Origin of the sequence: Streptosporangium sp. 'caverna', assembly GCF_003203775.1 — a bacterium.
Taxonomy (GTDB): Bacteria; Actinomycetota; Actinomycetes; order Streptosporangiales; family Streptosporangiaceae; genus Streptosporangium; species Streptosporangium subroseum.
Genome location: NZ_CP029711.1, coordinates 7,401,866 through 7,423,966, shown reverse-complemented (window position 1 = coordinate 7,423,966; position 22,101 = coordinate 7,401,866). Strand labels below are relative to the sequence as shown.

The 22,101-nt window shown below is 69.0% G+C and carries 17 protein-coding genes; 12 read left to right on the top strand and 5 right to left on the bottom strand.

Annotated features, from left to right (window positions below; all coding sequences use genetic code 11):
* Nucleotides 1–197 precede the first annotated feature (197 nt).
* A complete protein-coding gene (locus tag DKM19_RS32415) occupies nucleotides 198–2,711 on the bottom strand; it encodes a cation-translocating P-type ATPase (RefSeq protein ID WP_110700964.1) in 2,514 nt (837 codons plus the stop codon).
* Between the two features lie 537 nt (nucleotides 2,712–3,248).
* On the opposite strand from DKM19_RS32415, the gene DKM19_RS32410 reads away from it, so the two are divergent.
* From DKM19_RS32410 to DKM19_RS32390, 5 genes are all read left to right on the top strand, one after another.
* Entirely contained in the window at nucleotides 3,249–3,767 is a 519-nt protein-coding gene (locus tag DKM19_RS32410; RefSeq protein ID WP_110700962.1) for a DinB family protein, read from the top strand.
* Between the two features lie 267 nt (nucleotides 3,768–4,034).
* On the top strand, nucleotides 4,035–5,768 hold the full coding sequence (locus tag DKM19_RS32405) for an NAD-dependent malic enzyme (protein WP_305000269.1): 1,734 nt from the start codon (nucleotides 4,035–4,037) through the stop codon (nucleotides 5,766–5,768).
* Between the two features lies 1 nt (nucleotide 5,769).
* Entirely contained in the window at nucleotides 5,770–7,260 is a 1,491-nt protein-coding gene (gene fumC / locus DKM19_RS32400) for a class II fumarate hydratase (protein WP_110700960.1), read from the top strand.
* A gap of 174 nt (nucleotides 7,261–7,434) precedes the next feature.
* The gene (locus DKM19_RS32395) at nucleotides 7,435–7,650 is read left to right on the top strand and encodes a DUF3072 domain-containing protein (RefSeq protein ID WP_110700958.1); all 216 of its coding nucleotides are present in this window, start codon (nucleotides 7,435–7,437) and stop codon (nucleotides 7,648–7,650) included.
* A gap of 186 nt (nucleotides 7,651–7,836) precedes the next feature.
* The gene (locus DKM19_RS32390) at nucleotides 7,837–8,535 is read left to right on the top strand and encodes a DsbA family protein (RefSeq protein ID WP_089206445.1); all 699 of its coding nucleotides are present in this window, start codon (nucleotides 7,837–7,839) and stop codon (nucleotides 8,533–8,535) included.
* 155 nt (nucleotides 8,536–8,690) lie between these two features.
* Here DKM19_RS32390 and DKM19_RS32385 read toward each other — a convergent pair whose 3' ends face one another.
* A complete protein-coding gene (locus DKM19_RS32385; RefSeq protein WP_089206446.1) occupies nucleotides 8,691–9,323 on the bottom strand; it encodes a thymidine kinase in 633 nt (210 codons plus the stop codon).
* A gap of 233 nt (nucleotides 9,324–9,556) precedes the next feature.
* Between DKM19_RS32385 and DKM19_RS32380 the strand changes: the two genes are divergently transcribed.
* From DKM19_RS32380 to DKM19_RS32365, 4 genes are all read left to right on the top strand, one after another.
* The gene (locus tag DKM19_RS32380) at nucleotides 9,557–9,916 is read left to right on the top strand and encodes a hypothetical protein (RefSeq protein ID WP_239513699.1); all 360 of its coding nucleotides are present in this window, start codon (nucleotides 9,557–9,559) and stop codon (nucleotides 9,914–9,916) included.
* 365 nt (nucleotides 9,917–10,281) lie between these two features.
* Entirely contained in the window at nucleotides 10,282–12,345 is a 2,064-nt protein-coding gene (locus DKM19_RS32375; protein ID WP_110700956.1) for a hydantoinase/oxoprolinase family protein, read from the top strand.
* Nucleotides 12,342–14,195, top strand: a complete 1,854-nt coding sequence (locus DKM19_RS32370) for a hydantoinase B/oxoprolinase family protein (protein ID WP_110700954.1) — start codon at nucleotides 12,342–12,344, stop codon at nucleotides 14,193–14,195. The genes DKM19_RS32375 and DKM19_RS32370 overlap by 4 nt, the downstream gene beginning before the upstream one ends.
* Before the next feature lie 394 nt (nucleotides 14,196–14,589).
* A complete protein-coding gene (locus tag DKM19_RS32365; protein ID WP_110700952.1) occupies nucleotides 14,590–17,001 on the top strand; it encodes a prolyl oligopeptidase family serine peptidase in 2,412 nt (803 codons plus the stop codon).
* Nucleotides 17,002–17,162: 161 nt separating this feature from the next.
* Here the strand turns inward: DKM19_RS32365 and DKM19_RS32360 are convergent, their stop codons facing one another.
* Complete coding sequence (locus DKM19_RS32360) at nucleotides 17,163–17,714, bottom strand: ABATE domain-containing protein (RefSeq protein WP_110700950.1); 552 nt, start codon at nucleotides 17,712–17,714, stop codon at nucleotides 17,163–17,165.
* A gap of 139 nt (nucleotides 17,715–17,853) precedes the next feature.
* On the opposite strand from DKM19_RS32360, the gene DKM19_RS32355 reads away from it, so the two are divergent.
* The 3 genes from DKM19_RS32355 (at nucleotide 17,854) to DKM19_RS32345 (ending at nucleotide 20,775) form a co-directional block, all read left to right on the top strand.
* A complete protein-coding gene (locus DKM19_RS32355; RefSeq protein WP_110700948.1) occupies nucleotides 17,854–18,297 on the top strand; it encodes a VOC family protein in 444 nt (147 codons plus the stop codon).
* Between the two features lie 288 nt (nucleotides 18,298–18,585).
* Nucleotides 18,586–19,488: an AEC family transporter gene (locus DKM19_RS32350; RefSeq protein WP_110700946.1), complete on the top strand. Its 903-nt coding sequence runs from the start codon at nucleotides 18,586–18,588 to the stop codon at nucleotides 19,486–19,488.
* 300 nt (nucleotides 19,489–19,788) lie between these two features.
* On the top strand, nucleotides 19,789–20,775 hold the full coding sequence (locus tag DKM19_RS32345) for a polysaccharide deacetylase family protein (protein WP_204358343.1): 987 nt from the start codon (nucleotides 19,789–19,791) through the stop codon (nucleotides 20,773–20,775).
* 43 nt (nucleotides 20,776–20,818) lie between these two features.
* On the opposite strand, the gene DKM19_RS32340 is transcribed toward DKM19_RS32345, so the two are convergent.
* Nucleotides 20,819–21,091, bottom strand: coding sequence for an ATP-binding cassette domain-containing protein (locus DKM19_RS32340; RefSeq protein ID WP_110700942.1), 273 nt, complete (start codon nucleotides 21,089–21,091; stop codon nucleotides 20,819–20,821).
* Nucleotides 21,039–21,863, bottom strand: coding sequence for an AfsR/SARP family transcriptional regulator (locus DKM19_RS32335; RefSeq protein ID WP_110700940.1), 825 nt, complete (start codon nucleotides 21,861–21,863; stop codon nucleotides 21,039–21,041). The genes DKM19_RS32340 and DKM19_RS32335 overlap by 53 nt, the downstream gene beginning before the upstream one ends.
* Nucleotides 21,864–22,101: the final 238 nt, after the last annotated feature.

The window sequence follows — 22,101 nt, the reverse complement described above, 5'->3', positions numbered from 1 at the left end:
GGCACCTCTACACCGCTCATGTCCGGACCGCAGTCGGCCATGGCCAGGCCCGCGACAGCGCATGCGCGAGAGGCGGCGACCTCCTGGGCGCCTCGGTGGTCCATCGCCGCACGCGGTAGCCGTCGGCGGTCGGGAGGTTCCAAAGGCCGGGATCGGTATCTGCGCTTCACCCCGCAACGGTCGGTGCGGGACCGGCATCACGCGCGAGTTTCGCCTTTCGAGGTCGCGCCGGCCGGCGAGGGCAGGCGCGTCAGTTTGAGGGCGAGGGCGTTGACGGCGACGATGATGCTGGAGCCGGACATGGACAGGGCTGCGATCTCGGGGCGCAGCACCAGGCCGAATGCGGGCTCGAACACGCCCGCGGCGATCGGCAGGGCGATGGTGTTGTAGCCGATCGCCCAGCCGAGATTCTGGCGCATCTTGCGCAGGGTGCCGCGGCCGATGCGCAACGCGGTGGGCACGTCCAGCAGGTCGGAGCGCATGAGCACGACGTCGGCGGTCTCGATGGCCACGTCGGTGCCGGCGCCGACGGCGATGCCCAGGTCGGCCTGGGCGAGTGCGGGGGCGTCGTTGACACCGTCGCCGACCATGGCGACCTTGCGGCCACCGGTCTGCAGTTCGATGATCCTGGCTGCCTTGTCGCCGGGCAGCACCTCGGCGATGACCGTGTCGATGCCCAGCTGATCGGCGATCCGCCGCGCGGTGGCGGCGTTGTCGCCGGTGAGCATGACCACCTCAAGGCCGAGTTCGTGCAGGGCGGCCACCGCCGCCGCGGAGGTCGGGCGGGGCGCGTCGGCGATGCCGATCACCGCGGCCGCCGTGCCGTCGATCGCGACCATGATCGCGGTACGGCCTCCGGCGGCCACCTCGTCCCGGCGGACGCCCAGCTTGCCGAGCTCCACCCCCTCACGCTCAAGCAGACGCCGGTTGCCCACCATCACCCGATGGCCGGCCACCTCGGCGACGGCGCCGTGACCGGGCACGTTCTCGAACCGTCCGGCCCGCAACGCGTCCGAACCGCGCGCGTCGACGTGGCGGACGACCGCCTCGGCCAGCGGGTGCTCGGACTCCCGCTCCACCGCGGCCACCAGCCGCATCACCTCGTCCTCCGCCACACCGTCGGTGATGACGTCGGTGACCTCCGGTTCGCCCTTGGTCAGGGTGCCGGTCTTGTCCATGACCACCACCTGGACGCGCGCGGAGGTCTCCAGCGCGATCGCGTTCTTGAACAGGATTCCGCGCTCGGCGCCGAGCCCGGCACCGACCATGATCGCCGTGGGGGTCGCGAGGACGAGCGCGTCCGGGCAGGCGATGACCACGAAGGTGATGGCGAACAAGATCGCGACGCTGAACGGCTGACCGGCGAGCAGGAACCAGGCGACGAAGGTGATCCCGCCACCGGCCAGTGCGACGAGCACCAGCCAGAAGGCGGCCCGGTCGGCGAGGCGCTGCCCGGGAGCCTTGGAGTTCTGGGCCTGCTGGACGAGCTTGACGATCTGTGCCAGGGCGGCGTCGGCGCCGACCTTGGTGGCGCGTACCCGCAGCGTGCCGTTGCGGTTGATCGTGGCGCCGATGACGGCCGAGGCCGGCTGCTTGTGCACCGGCAGGCTTTCGCCGGTGACCACGGACTCGTCCACTTCACTGTCGCCGTCCTCGACGACCCCGTCGACCGGGATCTTCGCGCCGGGACGTACCAGCAGCAGGTCGCCGGTGACGACCTCGGCGGTGGGCACTTCGACCAGCGCGTCCCCGCGGATGACGACCGCCCTGGGCGGGGCCAGGTCAAGCAGGGTGCGGATGGCGTCGTTGGCGCCGCCGCGAGCGCGCATCTCGAACCAGTGCCCCAGCAGAACAAAGGCGGCCAGGACGGTGGAGGCTTCGTAGAACACCTCGCCGCCGCCGGTGAGGGTCACGATCAGGGAGTACAGCCAGCCCGCGCCGACCGCCACCGAGACCAGCACCATCATGTCCAGCGTGCGGGCCCGCAGCGCCCGTACCGCCCCGCTGAAGAAGAGCCGGCACGAGTAGAAGATCACCGGCAGGCTGAGCAGCAGCGCCCACATGTCCGGGCGCAGCCCGAAGGGAACCGGCAGGTCCAGGCCGAGCACCTCGGTGCCGATCGGCGACCACATGACGATCGGGATCGAGAACAGCAGCGCCACCAGGAACCGGTTGCGCATGTCGGCCACCATCGCGGCCATCGACATCCCGGCGTGCCCGCCATGGTCCATCGCGTCGTGCGAGGAGGGCGGCGCCTCGGCTCCTTCGTGTTCCATCGTGTCGTGCGGGGCGGGTGGCGTCTCGGCTCCACCGTGGCCTGTGTCATGCGGGGAAGGCGGCGCCTCGGCCCCGTCGTGCTCCATCGTGTCGTACGGGGCGGGCGGCGTCCCGGCTCCGCCGTGGACTGCGGGCGGTGGGTCCGGCTCGTCCATCGGATCGCAGATATGGGCGGGCACCGACTGTCCCGCGCAGTGGTAACCGCATTCGATCACGCTGGCGCGCAGCTCCGCCAGCGAGGTGAGGGCCGGGTCGAACAGGACCGTCGCCGTCTGGGCGACCGGGTTGACCTCCACCTCCAGCACTCCCGGGCAGCGGCCGAGCCGGGCCGCGACGACGTTCTGCTCGGAGGCCCACAGCAACCCGCTGACATCCAGGATCGCGGTGCTGCGCTCCTTGCCATCCCTGTGGCGAGCGTGGACGTGATCGGTCACGGGCCGGCCTCCTTCACGGTAGAAAGTGCTGGAGTCGACACTCCCATCGTAAATCCATCGATTCCGCGCAAGATCAATCTGTTGCGCCGGGCCGCGGGCCGCCGCATCCGCGGGCTCTGCCCATCCTCGGGTACGGCTCCGAACGCGGACCCGGCGCTCTCGCGCATCGCAGGAGCGCTCCCCCACGCGTCACAGGAGAGGGCGGAACCCGGCCGCGGTGATCACGGATTTTCGCCGGATCCACTTTGATCATTTCGGCCGGTCGCGTGGTCGTATTCCTGTTGCGCCGCCCGGCCCGTGAGTTCTAGGCTCGGCGCGCCGTCGCATCGTGCGGCGCACCCGACGGGAAAGGAGGCACGCAGTGTTTTCCGAGTTTGCTGAGTTTTTCGAGTGCTCCGATCTGCAGGCGCCTCCCCGGATCCGGATCTGACCGATCCAGGTCGCGCCTCTGTCTGACTCCAACAGAGGACTGAAATGGTTTCTGATTCAACGGTCGCCTCCGACGGCGAGCGTGTTCCCGTACCGGCTCCCGAATCCATGAGCACCGTGCTCGCCTCCCGTACGGACGTCCCTCCCGCCTGGGACGAACGCACGATGCTCGCCACGTTCCTCGACTACACCCGCGCCACGGTTCACGCGAAGTGTGCCGGAATCGCCGAGGACGACGCCCGCCGGGCGTCCCTGCCGGGTTCTCCGCTGATGACCATCTCCGGGCTGGTCAGCCACCTGCACTGGGTGGAGTATTCCTGGTTCGAGGTCACATTCCTCGGAGCCGAGGACCACGGTCCGTGGACCAAGGAGGATCCCGACCGAGAGATGCGCATCGGCGTCGAGATCCCGATCGTTCGACTGCTCGCCGAATACGAAGCCCAGTGCGCGCGGTATCGGGAGCTTGTGGCATCTCTCGACCTGGATACTCCGTCAAAGAAAAAGATCAGCACCGGTGAACCTGTCACGTTGCGGTGGATCATCATGCACCTGATCGAGGAGACCGCACGGCACAACGGGCACATCGACCTGCTCAGGGAGATGGCCGACGGCGTGACCGGCGACTGAGCGAATGCCCCTCCCCTTGGGCCACCCGGATCGTCGGGCGGCCCAAGGGGACGGCCGGGCGATGTTCTGATCTCCGGGTGGCCCAAGGGGACGGCGAAACTGGGGCAAATCTAATTTTGTAGCCGTTTTGGTGTCTATAACACCCCATAGGGAAGCCCTAGCAGGGACGTCGCGGGGAGCCTGGGCGGGGATGAGCCGGCCGCCGACCACCTGGGAAAGGGCCCGCGCGGCGGGTGAACGCTCCACCCAGGGAAACGGGGGAAGGCGATGTCGTCCAGCAGAAACGAACGGTCGAAGGGGATGCGCCGCGGCTTCGCGGAGAATCCCGACGGAAGTTACGTCACCCCGGCGGGCGGTCTGGAGGTCCTGGAGAACCCGCTCCTGAACAAGGGGACGGCGTTCAGCCCCCAGGAGCGGGCGGACCTGGCTCTGGACGGGCTGATCCCGCCGGTGGTCGAGACGCTGGAGGAGCAGGCCCGTCGCGCGTACGCGCAGTATCTGGAGCAATCGACCGACCTGCTGAAGAACGTCTTCCTGCTGGCGCTGCAGGACCGCAACGAGGTGCTCTTCTACCGGCTCCTGGCCGATCACCTGCGGGAGATGCTGCCGATCGTGTACGACCCGACGGTCGCGCAGGCGATCAGGGGCTACAGCCAGGAGTACCGCCGGCCTCGGGGCGTCTACCTGTCGATCGACGACATCGGCGGCATCGAGCAGGCCTTCCGGAACTTCGGCATCGGGCCCGACGACGTCGACCTGATCGTCGCCTCCGACGCCGAGGAGATCCTGGGCATCGGGGACTGGGGAGTGGGCGGCGGCGCCGGCATCGCCGCCGGCAAGCTGGCCGTCTACACCGCCGCCGCCGGAATCGACCCCGCCCGGGTCATCCCCGTCGCGCTGGACGTCGGCACCGACAACGAGCAACTGCTCAACGACCCCCTCTACGTCGGCAACGGGCACTCACGGGTGCGGGGACAGCGCTACGACGACTTCATCGAGGCCTACGTCTCGGTGGCCACCCGTCTGTTCCCCAACGCGATGCTGCACTGGGAGGATTTCGGCCCGTCCAACGCCCGGCGCATCCTGGAGAAGTACACCGGCCGGATCTCCACCTTCAACGACGACATGCAGGGCACCGGTGCGATCGTGCTCGCGGCCATGCTGGGCGCCGTACGCGTCTCCGGCACGCCGATGCGCGACCAGCGGATCGTGGTCTTCGGCTCCGGTACGGCGGGCATCGGGATCGCCGACCAGATGCGCGACGCGATGGTCCGTGACGGCCTCGACCGCGAGACGGCCACGCGCCGGATCTGGGCGGTCGACAAGCAGGGCCTGCTGATCGACGACATGGCCGATCTGCGTGACTTCCAGGCTCCCTACGCCCGGCCGGCCTCCGAGGTCGGCGACTGGAGAGGCGAGGGAGACCGCATCGGGCTCTGCGAGGTCGTCGAACGGGTCAGGCCGACCATGCTGCTCGGCACCTCCACCGTCCACGGCGCCTTCACCGAGAAGATCGTGCGCGCCATGGCCGCCGGTGCCGACAGGCCGATCATCTTCCCGATCTCCAACCCGACGGGGCGGATCGAGGCGATGCCGGCCGATCTGATCCGATGGACCGACGGCCGCGCCCTGATCGCCACCGGCATCCCGATCGACCCCATCACCTACAACGGCGTCACCTACGTCATCGGCCAGGCCAACAACGCCCTGCTGTATCCGGGGCTGGGGCTGGGCACGATCGTCTCGAGAGCGCGCCGGGTCAGCGACGGCATGCTCCAGGCCGCCGCCGAGGCGGTCGGCGGACTGGTGGACGTCTCGACGCCGGGCGCGTCGCTGCTGCCCCAGGTGGACAACCTCAGGGAGGTCTCGGCCACGGTCGCGGTCGCGGTCGCCAGGCAGGCCGCCCAGGAGAACCTGGCCCGCGTCGACCTGCACGACCCCGTCCAGCAGGTCCAGGACGCCATGTGGCAGCCGGAGTACCGGCCGGTCCGGGCGGCCTGACATGGCCGCCCACCAGGGACAGAAGACCCCGCCCAGGATCCTGGATCTGCCGATCGGGCTGAAGGCCTCCGGCACGCGCACCGAGAGCGACTCCCTCGGCGAGATCCAGGTGCCGGCCGACCACTACTGGGGCGCGCAGACCCAGCGGTCGCTGATCCACTTCAACATCGGCGACGACCGCATGCCGAAGGCCGTCTACCACGCCTACGGTTTCATCAAGAAGGCCGCGGCGAACGTCAACGGACAGGCCGGCCGCCTTCCCCGGTGGAAGGCCGACCTGATCAGCCGGGTCGCGGACGAGGTCATCAGCGGTGATCTGAACACCGAGTTCCCGCTGTACGTCTGGCAGACCGGCTCCGGCACGCAGTCGAACATGAACGTCAACGAGGTGATCTCCAACCGGGCGATCCAGCTGGTCGGCGGCCGGCTGGGCAGCAAGGAGCCCATCCACCCCAACGACCACGTGAACATGGGGCAGTCGTCCAACGACACGTTCGTCACCGCCATGCACATCGCCGCGGTGCGGGCGATCGACAGCCGGCTGCTGCCTGCGCTGGCGCGGCTGCGGGACTCCGCGGCGGCCAAGAGCCGTGAGTGGGAGCACGTGGTCAAGATCGGCCGTACCCATCTGGAGGACGCCACCCCGCTGACGGTCGGCCAGGAATGGTCGGGCTACGTCGCCCAGCTCCAGGACGCCGCCGACCACCTTGAGCAGACCCTCGCCGGGCTGTACCGGCTGGCGATCGGCGGGACGGCGGTCGGCACCGAGCTGAACGCGCCGCCGGGGTTCGGGGACGAGGTCGCCGCGCGGATCGCCGATCTCACCGGGTATCCCTTCGTCAGCGCACCCAACAAGTTCGCCGCCCAGGCCTCGTGCGACGCGCTGGTCCGCGTCTCCTCGGCGCTGCGCACCCTGGCGGTGTCGCTGTTCAAGTTCGCCAACGACATGCGCTGGCTCGGATCGGGGCCCCGTACGGGCCTGCACGAGCTGATCCTGCCGTCCAACGAGCCGGGTTCCTCGATCATGCCGGGCAAGGTCAACCCGACCCAGGCGGAGGCGATGCTGATGGTCGCCATCCAGGTGATCGGCGACGACAGCGCGGTCTCGATGGCCGGTGCGGAGGGCAACTTCGAGCTCAACGCCTTCCGCCCGGTCATCATCAACAACGTCCTGCACTCGGCGCGGATCCTGTCGGACATGATGGACCACTTCCGCATCTACCTCGTCGAGGGCGTCCGGCTCAACACCGCGAAGCTGCGGGACAACATCGACCGGTCCGTCATGATGGTGACCGCGCTCAGCCCCGTCATCGGCTACGACAAGGCCGCCCGGATCGCCCACCGGGCGCTCGACGAGGACCTCACGCTCAGGGAGGCCGCCCTCAGGTCAGGTGTCGGCCAGGACCTGTACGACAGGGTCGTCGACCCCGAACGCCTCACCCGGCCCGGCGTGGCCGGCGCCGCCGAAACCGCGAAGGCCGGCGCGGAGTAGGCATCGAACCCGGCCCAGAAGAAGATCGTCCAGAGGTCCTGTCTCCACGGGGGGGGGTTGGGGGGGGCGGTGAACCGCCACTGCCGAGGGTGGGATGCGGGGGCGGTTTGCGTTCCGGATCTGGGGGCATGCTGGGGCCGGTGAAGCGAACAGAGGTTCGAGGGGGGATTCGGCATGAGTAACGGACCGGTGGAGAAGAACCCGGAGGAGTGGACGACGGGAGACGAGCCGATGACCGCGCCGCAGGAGTCATACCTGCAGACGCTCGCGCGGGAAGCGGGTGTGGACGTGCCGGAGGGCCTCACCAAGGCCCAGGCGTCCCAGCTGATCGACGAGTTGCAAAATCGAAGTGAGCGACTCCACCCGATCGACGAGGGCGGCGTGACCTGAGTCCGGCGATCGCCTGAGACGCCCCTACCGGCTCTCGGAACCCTCCGAGAGCCGGGCACGTCAGTGGCGGAAGCGGACCCGAAGCGGACTCACGGACGGACCGGCCGGGCCGGGCCATGCGATCCCACGGGGAACAACGGCCTCGGCGACGGAATCAGCGGGTCTCCGGACGGGTTGCAGCCACGTGTGAAGGTTGAAATTTACTCAGACGTGGTCTGTCCCTGGTGCTACATCGGCCACGCGCGCTTCGCCCGTGCCGTCGAGCGTTACCGGGCCAAGGGTGGCGAGGTGGAGGTCGAGTTCCGGCCGTTCCAGCTCGCGCCGGATGCGGAGTCCAACGGGGAGCTCACGCTCAAATGGGCGGCGGAGAAGTTCGGCGGGTCCGAGCGGGCCGCGCAGATGTTCGGGAGGGTGACCGAGGTCGCCACCGAGGACGGTCTGGTGCTGGACTTCGATCGCTCGATCCAGGCCAACACCTTTGACGCGCACCGCCTCATCCGGCTCGCGGGTGAGCAGGGCAAGGGGGAGGAGGCGCTCTACGCGCTCTTCCGGGCCCACTTCACCGACGGCCTCGACGTCGGCTCGCGTGAGGCCCTCTCCAAGCTGGCCACCGAGCTCGGCGTGCGGGCGGACCTCGAGGGAGAGGACGGCGCGGCCGCGGTGAAGGAGGAGCTGGCCCACGCCCGCGCCCTCGGAGTCAGCTCGGTGCCGCTGTTCCTGTTCGAGGGCCAGTTCGCCGTCTCCGGCGCCCAGCCCGAGGACACCCTGCTCGCCGCACTCGAAGAGGTCGCCGAGCGCACCGGTCAGAGCCCGGCGGCCCGGGCCGTCAAGGCCGCCGCATCCGGCGGGGACGCCTGCGACGACGAGGGATACTGCGCCGTCTGACCCAGGGTTCCCGCAGGGTCACCTGTTCCGCGCCGTCCGACGGCGCCGGGCCGCGAGATCGCCCGTTCCGCGCCGTCCGACGGCGCCGGGCCGGTGGGAATGGCGGGTGGGAAGACCACCCGCCATTCCGCTCGTGGGTCCGGCCGGGTGGGAGGTCAGGTGGAGAGGCCGAGGTCGCCGGAGCGGTAGTGACGGCGGCAGAGGACCTGGTAGCGGATCGGGTCGGCGCCGGTGTCGCCGATGACCACCTGTTCGCCGGTGCGCACCAGGTCGCCGCCGACCACCCGGGCGTTCAGGCGTCCGGGACGCCCGCACCAGCACAGAACCTCCACCTGGAGGCGGTTGATCTCGTCGGCCAGCTCGAACAGGCGCTGGGCCGCCGGGAACATCTGCGAGCGGAAGTCCGAGGCCAGGCCGAAGGCGTAGACGTCGATGCCGAAGTCGTCTGTGAGGTCGGCGAGCTGCTCGATCTGGGCGACCGTGTAGAAGCACGCCTCGTCGCAGATCACGTAGTCGATGCGCTCGTGCGCACGGACCAGGGCCACCAGATCCAGGTCGTCGACGACCTCGACGGCCTCGCTGCCCAGCCCTATACGGCTGGTGACCTGGGGTCCGCCGGAGCGATCGTGCTTGGTCAGCACCAGGCCGCGCCGACCCTGGCGGCCGTGGTTGTAATTCATCTGAAGGGCCAGCGTGGACTTGCCGCAGTCCATTGGGCCGAAGTAGAAGCGCAGTACTCCATCCCTGGAGCCGACGGGAACAGCGGAGAGCGCAGACAATTCGGTCACAGGATGCCAGCCTAGTGGGTCTGGTGGGACTGTTTGGGCAGACGGTGCGCTGGTAGAAGTGTGTGATACGAGCAGACATAGCTTGACTTGGCTTGATTATGAAAAGCGTGGGAGATTCGTTTTGGCCTATCAAAGTGGGAGAATCTGTGACGACCACCAATAACTCTGCTCCACCTCTAGGCAAGATCCCAGCCACTACAACCTCCGGTCCCTCCACCGCGGAGACCTCGGAGATGCCCACGGCGCTTGCGGCGATGATGACCGAGGACGAGGCCGTCGCCGCCCAGGCCGAGGCGGCTCGCTGGCGGTACGGGTTCTTCGTCGTGGTCACGGGACTCGTGGTCATCCTGATCGGGTTCGTGGTGATCGCACTGCGCAGCAATGACACGAGCGCCGCGTTCGCCGGCCTCGTCGGGGTGTCGGGTGCGATCATCGGCGCCTACTTCGGCGTGCAGGTCGGCCAGTCCGGCAAGGACCGGGTCGAGTCCGAGCTGCGCCGTACGAACGAGATCGCCATCCGGCTCGCCGCGAAGATTCACGCGCACGACGCCGACGCGGTGATCAACTCCACCATGGGTCCCCGCCGCCGCTGAGACCACCCGGGCTGACGCCCGAAACGACGGCCACCACAGATCTCCGAACATCTGTCGTACTCGGAGCATCGCGCGGTGGCCGTTCCATGTCCTCCCCTCGACGCGACCTTCTCCCCGTGGAGTGGCCGCCGTTGGAATCCCCGCCCTGAGGGGCCCCGCCGGCCGATTCCCATCGGGCCACGTCCGGTGTCGCGGTCCGGCGTCGAACGCGTGGGTCGAGAAGATCCACAACGAATCGGCCGGCGGAGTCCTTCAGACGGGGGAGGACGTCGGCCGACGTCGACCAACACTGCCCAAGGACCAGACGAAGCTTCGGCAGGGTCCGCCGATTTGCTGACGTCGCAGGACTGGGTAGACACGGGGGCATGCGTAGCGTCCGTATCGGGGTCGACACCGGAGGCACGTTCACCGACGTGGTCTCGGTGGACGAACAGACCGGTGAGATAGTCACGACCAAAACCCCCTCCACCCCCGCCAACCCGGCCGACGGATTCATGGAGGGGGTACGGAAGGTCCTGCGGAAGGCGGCCACAGAGGGCGACGCGGGGATGGAGGCCGTGTCGGCCGTCGTGCACGGCACCACGGTCGCCACCAACCAGCTTCTCGAGGATCGCATCGCCGATCTGGGCTTCGTCACCACCGAGGGCTTCGAGTTCATCCTGGAGATCGCCCGGCAGAGCGTCCCCGACGGCTACGGCAACTCCTATTTCTGGGTGAAACCGCCCCGCATCGTTCCGGTGCACCGGATCAAGACCGTCGGCGGGCGCCTGGACCACACCGGAGCCGAGGTCCGGCCGTTCGACGAGGCGCAGGCCGTGGCGGCGGCCAGGTGGTTCCGCGAGCGGGGGATCACCGCGATCGGCGTGTGCTTCCTCCACTCCTACGCCAACCCCGGCCATGAGCAGCGCATGCGCGAGGTCCTCGAACGGGAGCACCCCGACGCGGTCGTCTCGATCTCCAGCGACGTGCTGCGCGAGTACCGCGAGTACGAGCGGTCGGTCACCACGCTGGTGGACGCCGCGGTCAAGCCGACCATGCGCCGCTACATCGCCAACCTGGCCGAACGGCTGGAGGAGGCAGGGGGGAGCGGCATGCCGTTCTCCGTCATGAAGAGCAACGGCGGCGTGCTGTCCGCGGCCGAGGTCGTGCACCAGCCGATCACGACCGTGCTCTCCGGCCCGGCCGCGGGCGCGCTGGGCGCCGCGCTGATCGCCGCCACCGCGGGGCACCCCTCGGCGATCACCCTGGACGGCGGCGGCACCTCCACCGATGTCGCGGTGGTGGTCGACGGGGAGCCGTCGCTGACCACGGAGGGCAGCATCGGCCGCTATCCCTGCAAGATTCCGATGATCGACATCGTCACCGTGGGCGCGGGAGGCGGATCCGTCGCGTGGATCTCGCCCGAGGGCACGCTGAAGGTGGGGCCCAGGTCGGCGGGGGCCGATCCCGGCCCGCTCTGCTACGGCAGGGGCGGCACCGAGGTCACTGTCACCGACGCGCACGTCTTCCTCGGCCGGGTCCCGCCGCACCTGCTCGGCGGGGAGATCCCGCTCGACGCGGACGCCGCCCGCCAGGGAGTCGAGGCGCTGGCCGGCAAGGTCGGGCTGACCCCCGAACGGACCGCCGCCGGCATCCTGGAGATCAGCGCGTTCAACCAGTCGAACGCCATCCGCCAGATCACCGTCAAACGCGGCCTGGACGTGCGTGACTTCCCCATGGTGGCCTTCGGCGGCTCGGGGCCGCTGCTGGTCTGCCGGTTGATCGACATCCTCGGGCTGCCGTCGGTGATCGTCCCGCCCGACCCGGGCAACGTGTCGGCGTTCGGGCTGCTGACGGTGGACGTCAAGAACGACTACGTGCGCACCTTCGTCACCCGCGACCTCTCCCTGCCCGCCGCAGCGGAGATCTTCGGCGACCTGGAGGGACAGGCGGCCGAGGCCCTCGACCGGGAGGGGTTCGCCGCCGACAGGCACGTCTACGCGCGCAGCGCCGACCTGCGCTACTACGGCCAGGCCTACGAGGTCCGGGTGCCCGCCCCGGCAGGTCCACTGGACGAGGCGTGGCGGGCCGAGGTGCTGGACCGCTTCCACGAGGCGCACCAGAAGCTCTACGGGTACGGCTACCGCGACGATCCCCGGCACGGCGTCGAGTGGGTCAACCTCCGGGTCTCGGGCATCGGCCCGATCACCCGCCCGGCCATCGGGCGCAGGCCGTACGGCACGGTGCCGCCGGAACCCGAACCCGCGAGAGCCCGCCAGGTCTTCTACGACGAGTGGGGCCCGGCCCCGATCCACCGCCGCGCCGACCTGGCCGCCGGAACGGTGATCGCGGGCCCCGCGGTCATCGAGGAGTACGGATCCACGCTGCCGGTGCATCCCGGTTTCACGGCCGTCGTGGACGCCTTCGGAAACCTGGAGGTGCGGCGATGAGCGTCAATCGAGTGGTGAGTGTGGCGGACCCGGTGCTGGTGGAGATCGTCGAGGGCACGCTGGCGTCGGTGGAGAAGGAGGTCGAGACCGCCATCGCGCGGACCGCCCGCTCACCGATGATCCGCGACGCGCACGACTTCCGGGCGGGCATCCACGACGTACGGCTGCGCAAGCTGACCGGCAGGTCCTACTCGGCGCTGGTCCAGCCCGTCGTCAGGGATTTTCCCACCGAGGAGATGAAGCCCGGCGACGTGTTCTTCCACAACGACGTCTACCTGTCGGAGGGCGGGATCGGGCATCTGCCCGACCTGTGCGTCACGGTCCCGGTCTTCCACCGCGGGGCGGTGGTCGCCTTCGTGCAGGCGTTCGGGCACCACGACGACATCGGCGGGTCGGTGCCCGGTTCGATGCCGAGCCACGCGCGGAGCGTGTTCGAGGAGGGGCTGATGGTCCCGCCGATCAAGCTGTGGGACGAGGGCGTGCCCAACCGGGCGGCGCTCACGATCATGACCCGCAACTCGCGGATGCCCGACTCGCTCGCCGGTGACCTGGACGCCGAGTGCTCGGCCTGCCTGATGGGCGCGCGGCGGCTGGGGGAACTGTTCGACCGCTACGGGTGCGAGGCGGTGGAAGACTGCTTCGACGCGATCATCTCCAAGACCACCGAGACGTTCCGCAGGGAGCTGCTGGCCAAGATTCCCGAGGGCACGCACGTGTGGGAGGACTACGCCGAGCACGACGGGGTGGACGAGCCTCGCCTGCACACCCAGCGGATGACCATCACCGTCGACCACACCGCCACCTCTCCTCTCATCATCGACTTCACCGGTACGTCGCCGCAGGCCAAGGGGCCGATCAACCATGCGGGTGACTACGCCGACGGGGTTTTTCTGAAGAAGTGGCTGGCGCCGATCCTGCGCAACCTGGCCGACACCCCCGAACGGATGGCGGAGCTGGACGTCAACGAGGGCGTCGTCCCCCTCATCGAGATGAGGTTCCCGGAGAAGGGGACCCTGCTCACCCCGATCTTCCCGGCGCCCACGAACGCCCGGACGTTCGTGATCCTGCGTCTACTGGGGGTGCTGGCCGGGGTGCTGGCCAAGGCGACCGGCGGCCGGATGCCCGCCGACCAGGAGACCATCCGCTACACCGGCGTCTACGGCGAGGGCCTCGACGGCATGCCGTACCTGATGAGAGAGGTCCTCGGCGGCGGCTCGGGCGGACGGTGGTACGCCGACGGGGAGGACACCATCCACGTCGTCCCCGACTCGCGCAACATCCCGGTCGAGTTCGCCGAGTCCCGCTGGCCGTTCCGGGTCGAACGGCTCGGCCTGGCGCAGGACTCCGGCGGTCCGGGTCTCTACCGGGGAGGTCTCGGCTATGACAAGCATCTGCGAATGCTCCGCGACGCCTCGTTCATGTCCATCGCCGACCGCTCGATCCTGTCCTGCTGGGGAGTGAACGGCGGCCGGGCCGGCCGGCCGTTCGTCGTTGAGATCGAGGGCCGGGTGATGGAGGGACTGGTGGACGACTCGCCGGTCCGCGCGGGCGAGGTCATTCGCGTGCGCACCACGGGTGGGGGCGGCTGGGGTTCGCCGCTGGATCGCGCCCCTGCGCTGGTGGCCGCCGACGTCCGCGACGGCAAGGTCTCGGCAGAAGGGGCCCGCGAGCACTACGGCGTGATCCTTCACGGCCCCGCCGACGAGCTGTCGATCGATGAGGAGGGCACGGGCCGCCTCCGTGACGAGCTGCGTGCCCGTGTCCCCGCGGACGCCCCGTTCTTCGACCGGGGTTCCGGCTTCCCGTCGCTGTCGGGCGGCCTGCCGTACGCGGAGGTGGACCATCTCTGAAACCATCGCGAGCGTTTCGAGCGCGCGGCACTTGGCCGTTTCCTGGCCGAGATTTTAGGTGAGCGAACCCGCCACTCTCATAGGCAGGTAAGTCAAAGTGGAGGAACATAGTCGATTAGTAATCAATGGCGTCAAACTGGGCGTGACGTGCAACAGGCGCCTCAGGGAGAGGCCGTTAATCGGCAAAGAAGAGAGAAGACCATGACCGAACTTCCACTCGATGTCATGAGCATCCTCGCTGATGAGGTGGTCTCTGTCGAAGACTGGCGGATCGAGTTGGTCGACGGAAACGTCGACTGAACATCACCGCTGAAACCTCAAAGGCCAGTGGGCTTCCCGGGTGGGAAGCCCACTGCCGGGTGGGAGCTCAATCAGGCGAGGCGAACCGGCGACAATGGCACGACAAGAGAAAGTCAAGGAGCAGATCGTCTATCCTGCGGCGCGGCGTCAAGAGCTGGTCGAGAAACTGCATGGGCGCACGGTGGCCGACCCCTACCGTTGGCTGGAGTCGGATGAGGGCGCCGAGTGCGCGGCGTGGCTGGCCGCCCAGGATGATCTACTGGCGACGCAGGCGGCCACCTGGCCGCAGCGGGAGATGTTCCATCGGGTGGTCGCGGAGCTGGCCGGCAACGGCGCGGTGGCCGTTCCCGCGGTGACACCGCCGCTACGGCGGGCGGGGCGTCGCTTCTTCCTGCACCGCGCCCCCGACCAGGAGCTGCCCGTGCTGATGGTCGCCGAGGACGGCGAGCCGCCGCGTGCGCTGCTCGATCCGCTGGTGGTGGATCCGTCGGGACGCACGACGCTGGACGCCTGGCGGCCGTCCTGGACGGGAGAGTTGCTGGCCTACCAGCTCTCCTACCAGGGCGATGAGCGGCCCGCGCTGTGGGTGATGGAGGTGGCCGGTCGCCGGGTCGTCGACGGCCCGCTGGTTCCGGGCCGGGCCACGCCGACGGCCTGGCTGGCCGGCGATGACGGGTTCTACTACGTCACCCTCTCCCGGAGCCGCGGCTCCGGGGCGGCGCCACAGCGCCAGGTCCGGCTGCACCGCCTCGGCCACGACTCCGACCGTGACGCGGTGGTCTTCGAGACCTGCTCCCCGCAGCTGTCGGTCAAGATCAGCCCTGAGGGGCGGTGGCTGATGCTGAGCTGTGCGCCAGGAGCGCAGAGCGGCAATCTGCTGTGGCTGGCCGAGGTGACCGCCGGGCAGGAGCACGTCCTGCGGCCGCGTCTTCTCCATGACGGGAGCGCCGACGGCGCTCAGGCGGTGCTCACCTTCGGCCCCGGTGGCCGGATCTACGCGATCACCGACGCGGGCGCGCCGTTCGGCCGGGTGTGCGCTGTCGACCTGGCGGATCCCCGCGCCCCGGCCTGGCGCACCCTGATCGCCCAGGACCCGCCCGCCGTACTCACCGGCTGCGTCCCACTCCCCGCTCTCGGTCCCGATTCCGACAGCGCCGCTGCTGTAGCCCGCCCCACCGTCCCCGGCCCTGCTTTCGCTCCCGGTCCTGTCGCCGCGTCCGTCCCCGGTCCCGCCCTTCCCCTTGAATCCGGCCCCGTCCCCGGTCCTACCTCCGCTCCGGGCATCGGCCTCGACACCGTCCCCGGCTCTACCTCCGCTCCGGGCATCGGCCTCGTACCCGGTTCCGGTTCCGGTTCCGAGGAGGTCTACCTGCTGCTGAGCCGCTCCCGCCACGGGGCGGCCGAGCTGTCGCTGCACGACGGCGAAGGCCACCGGATCGCCGAGGTGCCGACGCCCGGACCCGGATCCATCACCAGGCTCACCGCACCGGCTCATGGCGCCGCCGAGGCGTGGTTCAGCTACAGCGACTTCGTCACCGCCCCGGCCGTCTACCGCTTCAGCCTGCGCGACCGGCGCTGCCATCCCGCCACCTCGGCCACCACCGCTGTCCCGGCCCCCGCCACCCCGGTCACCACCGCTGTCCCCGCCCCCTCCGGCTCGGTCCCCGGCCGCGTCTCCGGCTTGGCGGAGCCGGGGCAACCACCCCCGCGGATCCGCCAGATCACCTACGAATCTCTCGACGGCACCCCGGTGCGGATGTATCTCATCGCCCCGGCCGCCGGGCCGTACGCGTCAGGTCCGCGTCCGACGCTCCTGACCGCCTACGGCGGATTCGGTGCCTCCTGCCTGCCCGCCTACTCGCCCACGATCCTGGCGTGGGTGCGGGCCGGCGGAACCTACGCGATCGCCAACGTACGCGGCGGCGGAGAGCGGGGAACCGACTGGCACGCCGCCGGCCGCGGCCTCAACAAACCCAACGCCTTCGCCGACTTCATCGCCGCCGCCACCTGGCTGATCGATCACCGGTGGACCACCCCGCGGCAGCTCGCGATCAAGGGAGCCTCACACAGCGGGCTCATGGTGGCGGCCGCCCTCACCCAGCGCCCCGAGCTGTTCGCCGCGGTCGCCTGCTCCGCCGCCGTCCTGGACATGGTCCGCTACCCGTACTTCGGCCTGGGTCCCTGGTGGGTCACCGAGTTCGGTGACCCCGACCAGGCCGACCAGTTCGACACCCTGCTCGGTTACTCTCCCTACCACCGGGTCCGGCCGGGCAGCGCCTACCCCGCTGTGCTCCTCATCAGCCCGCACCACGACGCGCGCGTGGACTCCATGCACACCCGCAAGATGACCGCGGCCCTCCAGCACGCCACCACCTCCGGCAACCCCATCCTGCTGCGCTACGAAGAAGGCGTCGGCCACGGACCGCGCGCCGCGTCCCGCTGGAGCGCGCTGCAGGCCGACATCCTCGCCTTCTGCGCCGCCCACACCGGCCTGGGATCTGATTGACGCCGCACCGCGTCGGTTCGTGGAGGATCGTCGAGGTAAAAGCCGCAGGCACTCGACCGGCTGATCGACCCAGGTCACCAGATCCACATCGTGCTGGGCGACGATGCCAAGAGCACCAGGGTATGGATGGCCGGCCCCTCGACGAGTCGACGGGTGCGGCACTAGACGGCGGCGGACCGCCGCTTGCGCGCGCGGTAGGCCGCCGCTTTCACCCTGCTGCCGCAGGTTTGCATCGCGCACCATTCGCGACGTCCGCCTCGTGAATGGTCGAGGTAGACCTGGGTGCACTCGGGGCGGGTGCATTCCTTGAGACGTGGGGCGTGGGGGCCGCCGAGGATGTCGATCGCGTCCCTCGCCACCGACGACATCGCCTGCCCCGTCGTCGCCTCGGTCCGCCGGCCGCCCTGGGTGAGGCGCGGGATCGCGGAGGGCAGGCCCGCCGCACGGTTCACGAGCGCGAGCGCGTCCTCGTCGTACCGGATGTTCTTCATTCGCGCGATGACGAGCGCGTAGATCGCCTCCCGCAGCGCGATCGCGTCGTCGAGATCGGCCGGGCGGGCGTTGCCGTCGACATCGACGAGTCCGGATTCCCGGAACCAGGAATCCAGGCTGCGCGGAGACGCGAGCATGTCCGTCGGCACGGGGTTGCGTCGCGCTCGCAGCGTCCCGACGAAATCGAGAGCCAGGTTGCCACAGGGGAATGCGTGCTCCATGTCACCAGTCTGCCAGGTGACGAATCATCATGCGTCACCGCATTGACGGGTGACGGAACGCCATGCCATGCTCGTCACCAGTTGAACCGGTGACGCGCAAAGGTGCGAGTCTCACCAGGGGCACCAAGAGAGGCACATCATGGACCTGAAGCTTGAAGTACTGACGCTCCCCGTCTCCGACGTCGATCGCGCCAAGGCCTTTTACGAAAATCTGGATTTCCGGCTGGATGCCGACTTTGCCGTCGGCGACGACTTCCGCGTCGTGCAGCTGACACCCCCTGGTTCCGAGGCGTCCGTCATCATCGGCAATGGAGTCACGTCGGCGCTCCCGGGCTCCGTTCAGGGCCTGCACGTCATCGTCACCGACATCGTCGCCGCCCGGGCCGACCTCGCCGCCCGTGGCGTCGACGTCAGCGAGGTGTTCCACGACGCGGACGGAGTGTTCCACCACGCCGGAACGGAAGGACGCGTCGCCGGTCCGGACCCGGAGCGTCGCAGCTACGGATCGTTCGCCTCCTTCAGCGACCCCGACGGCAACGGCTGGGTACTCCAGGAAATCGTCACCCGCGCCCCCGGCCGCTGACCCGCCGCTGACCCGCCGCCGATCCGACGACAGAAAAGGAACCGGACGGGCTCACCATCCTGAACGCTCAGGATGAGCGGCCAAAGTCATTCCGGACGGCTTCTCTGCGGCCGGTCCATGTCACGAGCCGTCGATTCGGCTACTCGTCGTAGCCGCCCGGCGGCTTGCTTCCGCCCGACCACGCCGACGCCGCATGTCCGATGCTCGCCGAGCCCCGGCTTCGGGCCGTCAAGATCGGCAAGGTACGCTCGAACCCTGCCGAGGTGAGGAAGCTGTGATGGTCCCCCGTTGATCGCGGCCTTCATCCCGATCTGGGCGCTGACACTGCTCGGCTTCACGGCCGGGCGTTTCCGGCTGCTCGGCCCGGAGGCCGATCGGGTGCTCGGCGGTTTCGTCTTCCACCTCGCGATGCCGGCCGCGCTGTTCTCCGTTCTCACGCGGACTCGGCTGTCGTTCAGCGTGCCCGCGTTGGGGGCCTTCGCCGCCAGCACCGTCGTGACCATGGCTCTGGGCTTCGTCCTGAGCCGCCGGGTCTTCCGGCGAAAGCCCGGCGAGGCCACGATAGGCGCGATGGCCGCCGGTTACGTGAACTCCGCGAATCTCGGCATCCCGGTCGCGCTGCAGGTGCTCGGCGACGCCACCTTCCTGACCGGGGTGCTCCTGTTCCAGGTCCTGGTGATCACTCCCATCGTGCTCACGCTCCTGGACCGGGGCGCCGACCGTGGTTTCCGGCTGTCCCGGCTGGCGAGCCTGCCCCTGCGCAACCCGGTGATCCTCGGCATGGCCGCCGGCGCGCTCTGCTCGGCCTTCGGCCGGCACCCGCCACCGATGATCGCCGACCCGCTCGCCCTGCTCGGCGACGCCGCCGTGCCCGCGGCCCTGGTCGCCCTCGGCCTGTCCCTGACCGTGCGCGGTCCGGGCCTGGCGGGCGAACGGAGCGAGGTGCTGGGACTGTCGGCCCTGAAGCTGCTGGCCCAGCCATTGCTGGCGTACCTGTTCGGGCTTCTGGCGCAGCTCCGCCCGGCAGAGCTGCTCGCGCTCGTGGTCTGCGCGGCCCTGCCCACCGCGCAGAACGCGTACATCTTCGCCCGCGAGTACGGCCAGGCCGATTCGGTGGCACGCGGGATCGTGATCACCAGCACCGCGCTGTCGATGCTCACCCTCGCGACGATCGGCTGGCTGCTGGCGTGACCTGACGCCCCGACCCGAGCGGCTCGCTGACCGACCGTCCCCGAAATGCGATGTCCCGCCCGGATGCGGCGGGGCGCGCGTGCCACAACACGGCCCCGAGCGTCCCGGCAACGGGGGAGGCCTCGCTGCTCGAAGCGGGATCCGGTGGGCGCTTGATGTGCTTCGGCGAAGTATGACGTCCTAAGAACCTTCAAAAAATGATCAATGCTGTGGTCGGATCCGACCAGGTGCCGATTGATCGGGTAATGGGGATTCTGGGGGTGTGCCCGAAGGTGGAGCATGCCCGCGAGAACGTGAGCCATGGGCGCTGGACCTTCCCGCTCCCTGGGGATCGGGTGGCGTACGCAACGCGACGGCATTATTCACACCTACATGGAATGGAACCACCCCAGGACCATGGCGAGCACCTTCTGGCCGAACAGGGCACGACTGGCTGTCACCATCACCCTTCAATTCGAGGCGGGAGGGCAGCCGATCAGCGGCGCACCGGGCCCTATCGCCGAGCCGATCCTGCCCGGATTTCCAGACCTCGGGCAGAACAGTTTCTACGAATACGGCGCCCGCGAGGGGATACCTCGCCTTCTGGATCTTTTCGACAAGCACGGCATCAAGGTGAGCGCCTACATGGTCGGCGACGCGGTCCGTCGCCACCCGGGCCTCGCCGCCGAAATCGTGCGGCGCGGGCATGAGGCCGGTGCGCACGGGCAGAGCTGGCAGCGCCAGTACCAGCTGGATCGCCCGCAGGAGACGGCGTGGATCGCGAGCAACGTGCGATCCATCGAGGAGGCCACGGGCACCCGCCCCAGCGGCTACACCAATTACTGGATTCGCCCCGGGGTCAACACCCTGGAAATCCTGCAGGAATTGGGATTCCGGTATCACATCGACGACCTGTCCGCTGATGAGCCGTTCCTGCAGACCATCAACGGAAGGCCGTTCGCCACCGTTCCGTACACGGTGCACCTGAACGACATCGTCAGCTTCGACTTCCCCGGCTTCAACCCGGCCGCGTACGAGCAGCAACTCGTCGACGAGTTCGATCAGCTCTATGAAGAAGGGGCTCACAAGCGCCGAATGATGGTCATCGCCCTCCACGACCGTCTATCCGGTCACGCCTCCCGGGTCCGGGTGCTCGACCGTGTCCTCACCAGGCTGCGCGAACACGATGACGTGTGGTGGGCGCGTAAGGATCAGATCGCCGACTGGATTCTCGCTCATCCTGAGACCGTCACATGGGTCAGCCGCGACCCGGCTCCCATCAGCGGCCTGCCCGGACCCAGCGCTTAAAAGTCCTAACAAATAAATTGTGTCGCGTACGCATTGTTCATTGTTACGAGAAAAGGCGAAAGGCGACCCGCTCCAGGCTCTCGCGGACGGGCCTGCCGAAGACCCGCACCTCTCCCTCGCCTGAGGAGAGCATGCCCACGGTGAGATGCAGCCAGGTCGTCTTGCCCGCGCCGTCCGGCCCCACCAGCGCGACTACGGGACGCCGAAGCTCTCCGAACCCGGGCCGGCGCGGCGGCCGTGCGGTGCGCCGCGCCGGCCCGGGTTCACCGATGTGCGGCCTTCGGGTGGACCTCCCCCAAGCATTCCAGTACGGCATCGGCGGACATCAGGAACGGGTCGGACTGCAGGATTCGAGTGTGCGTCGTGCTCATTTCCCGGCCCGGCAGGATTCCCAGCTCCCGGTCGAGCAGTACAAGGGTCTCGTGGAACACCTTCAGTGCCTCCCCCTGGCGACCGGTCCGGTAGAGAGCGAGCATCAGCAGGGTGCGGAACCGTTCGTGAAACGGGAAACGCATGATCAGGCTTCGCAGCTCGGGTATGGTCTCGAAGTGGTTTTCGAGACCTATGTCCGCGCCGATGCGAAGTTCCAGGAGTGAGGTTCGCAGTTCCTCCAGGCGGCTGACCTCGTGGGCCGTGACGGCGCTCTCGGCCAGGTCCACGTACGGCCTGCCACGCCACATGTCGAGCGCCTCGGCGGAATAGCGCGCCAGATCCTTTATGTCACAGTACATCTTGGCGTTCAGCGCCTGTTTGGCGAGCGCCTCGAACCTGTGGACATCGAGTTCGTCGGGATACGTGACCACCGCGTAGCCCTCACCCCGCTGCTGGATCCGGTCGTAACCGAGAACATGCCGGAGGCGGAACACATAAACCTGCATCGCCTTCCGTGGATTCTTGGGCTGTTTGGTCCATAAAATATCCGACAGAAGGGCCACGGGCACCGACTGCCCCGCTCTGCTGAGCAGCATGCTCAGCAACTTCCTCGGCTTCTGGGCCGGTACCGGCACCTCGACGCCGTTCACGATAACCGCTAGATCCCCGAGAACGTGGAACTGTATCTCGCCCTCCGGGAGGGTGTTAGGCGACATGCGTTGTCCTTCGCGGGTGGGAAAGGGACGTCAGCCTCTTCATGTGAAGGTCGTTTCCTTCGCCGTGGTACGCCGTCACGGAACGGCGGTTTCGCACGGGCCGGGATCGTCGGGCGCCGGCGTGCGCGCCGACCGATGACGGGCGCGTGCGACGGCCCGGCGAAGCGCCGCCGTCATGATCAGGGCAGGGCCGTGCCGCCGCGCTCGGAACGGGCGACCCGCGACTCGGTCGGGAACA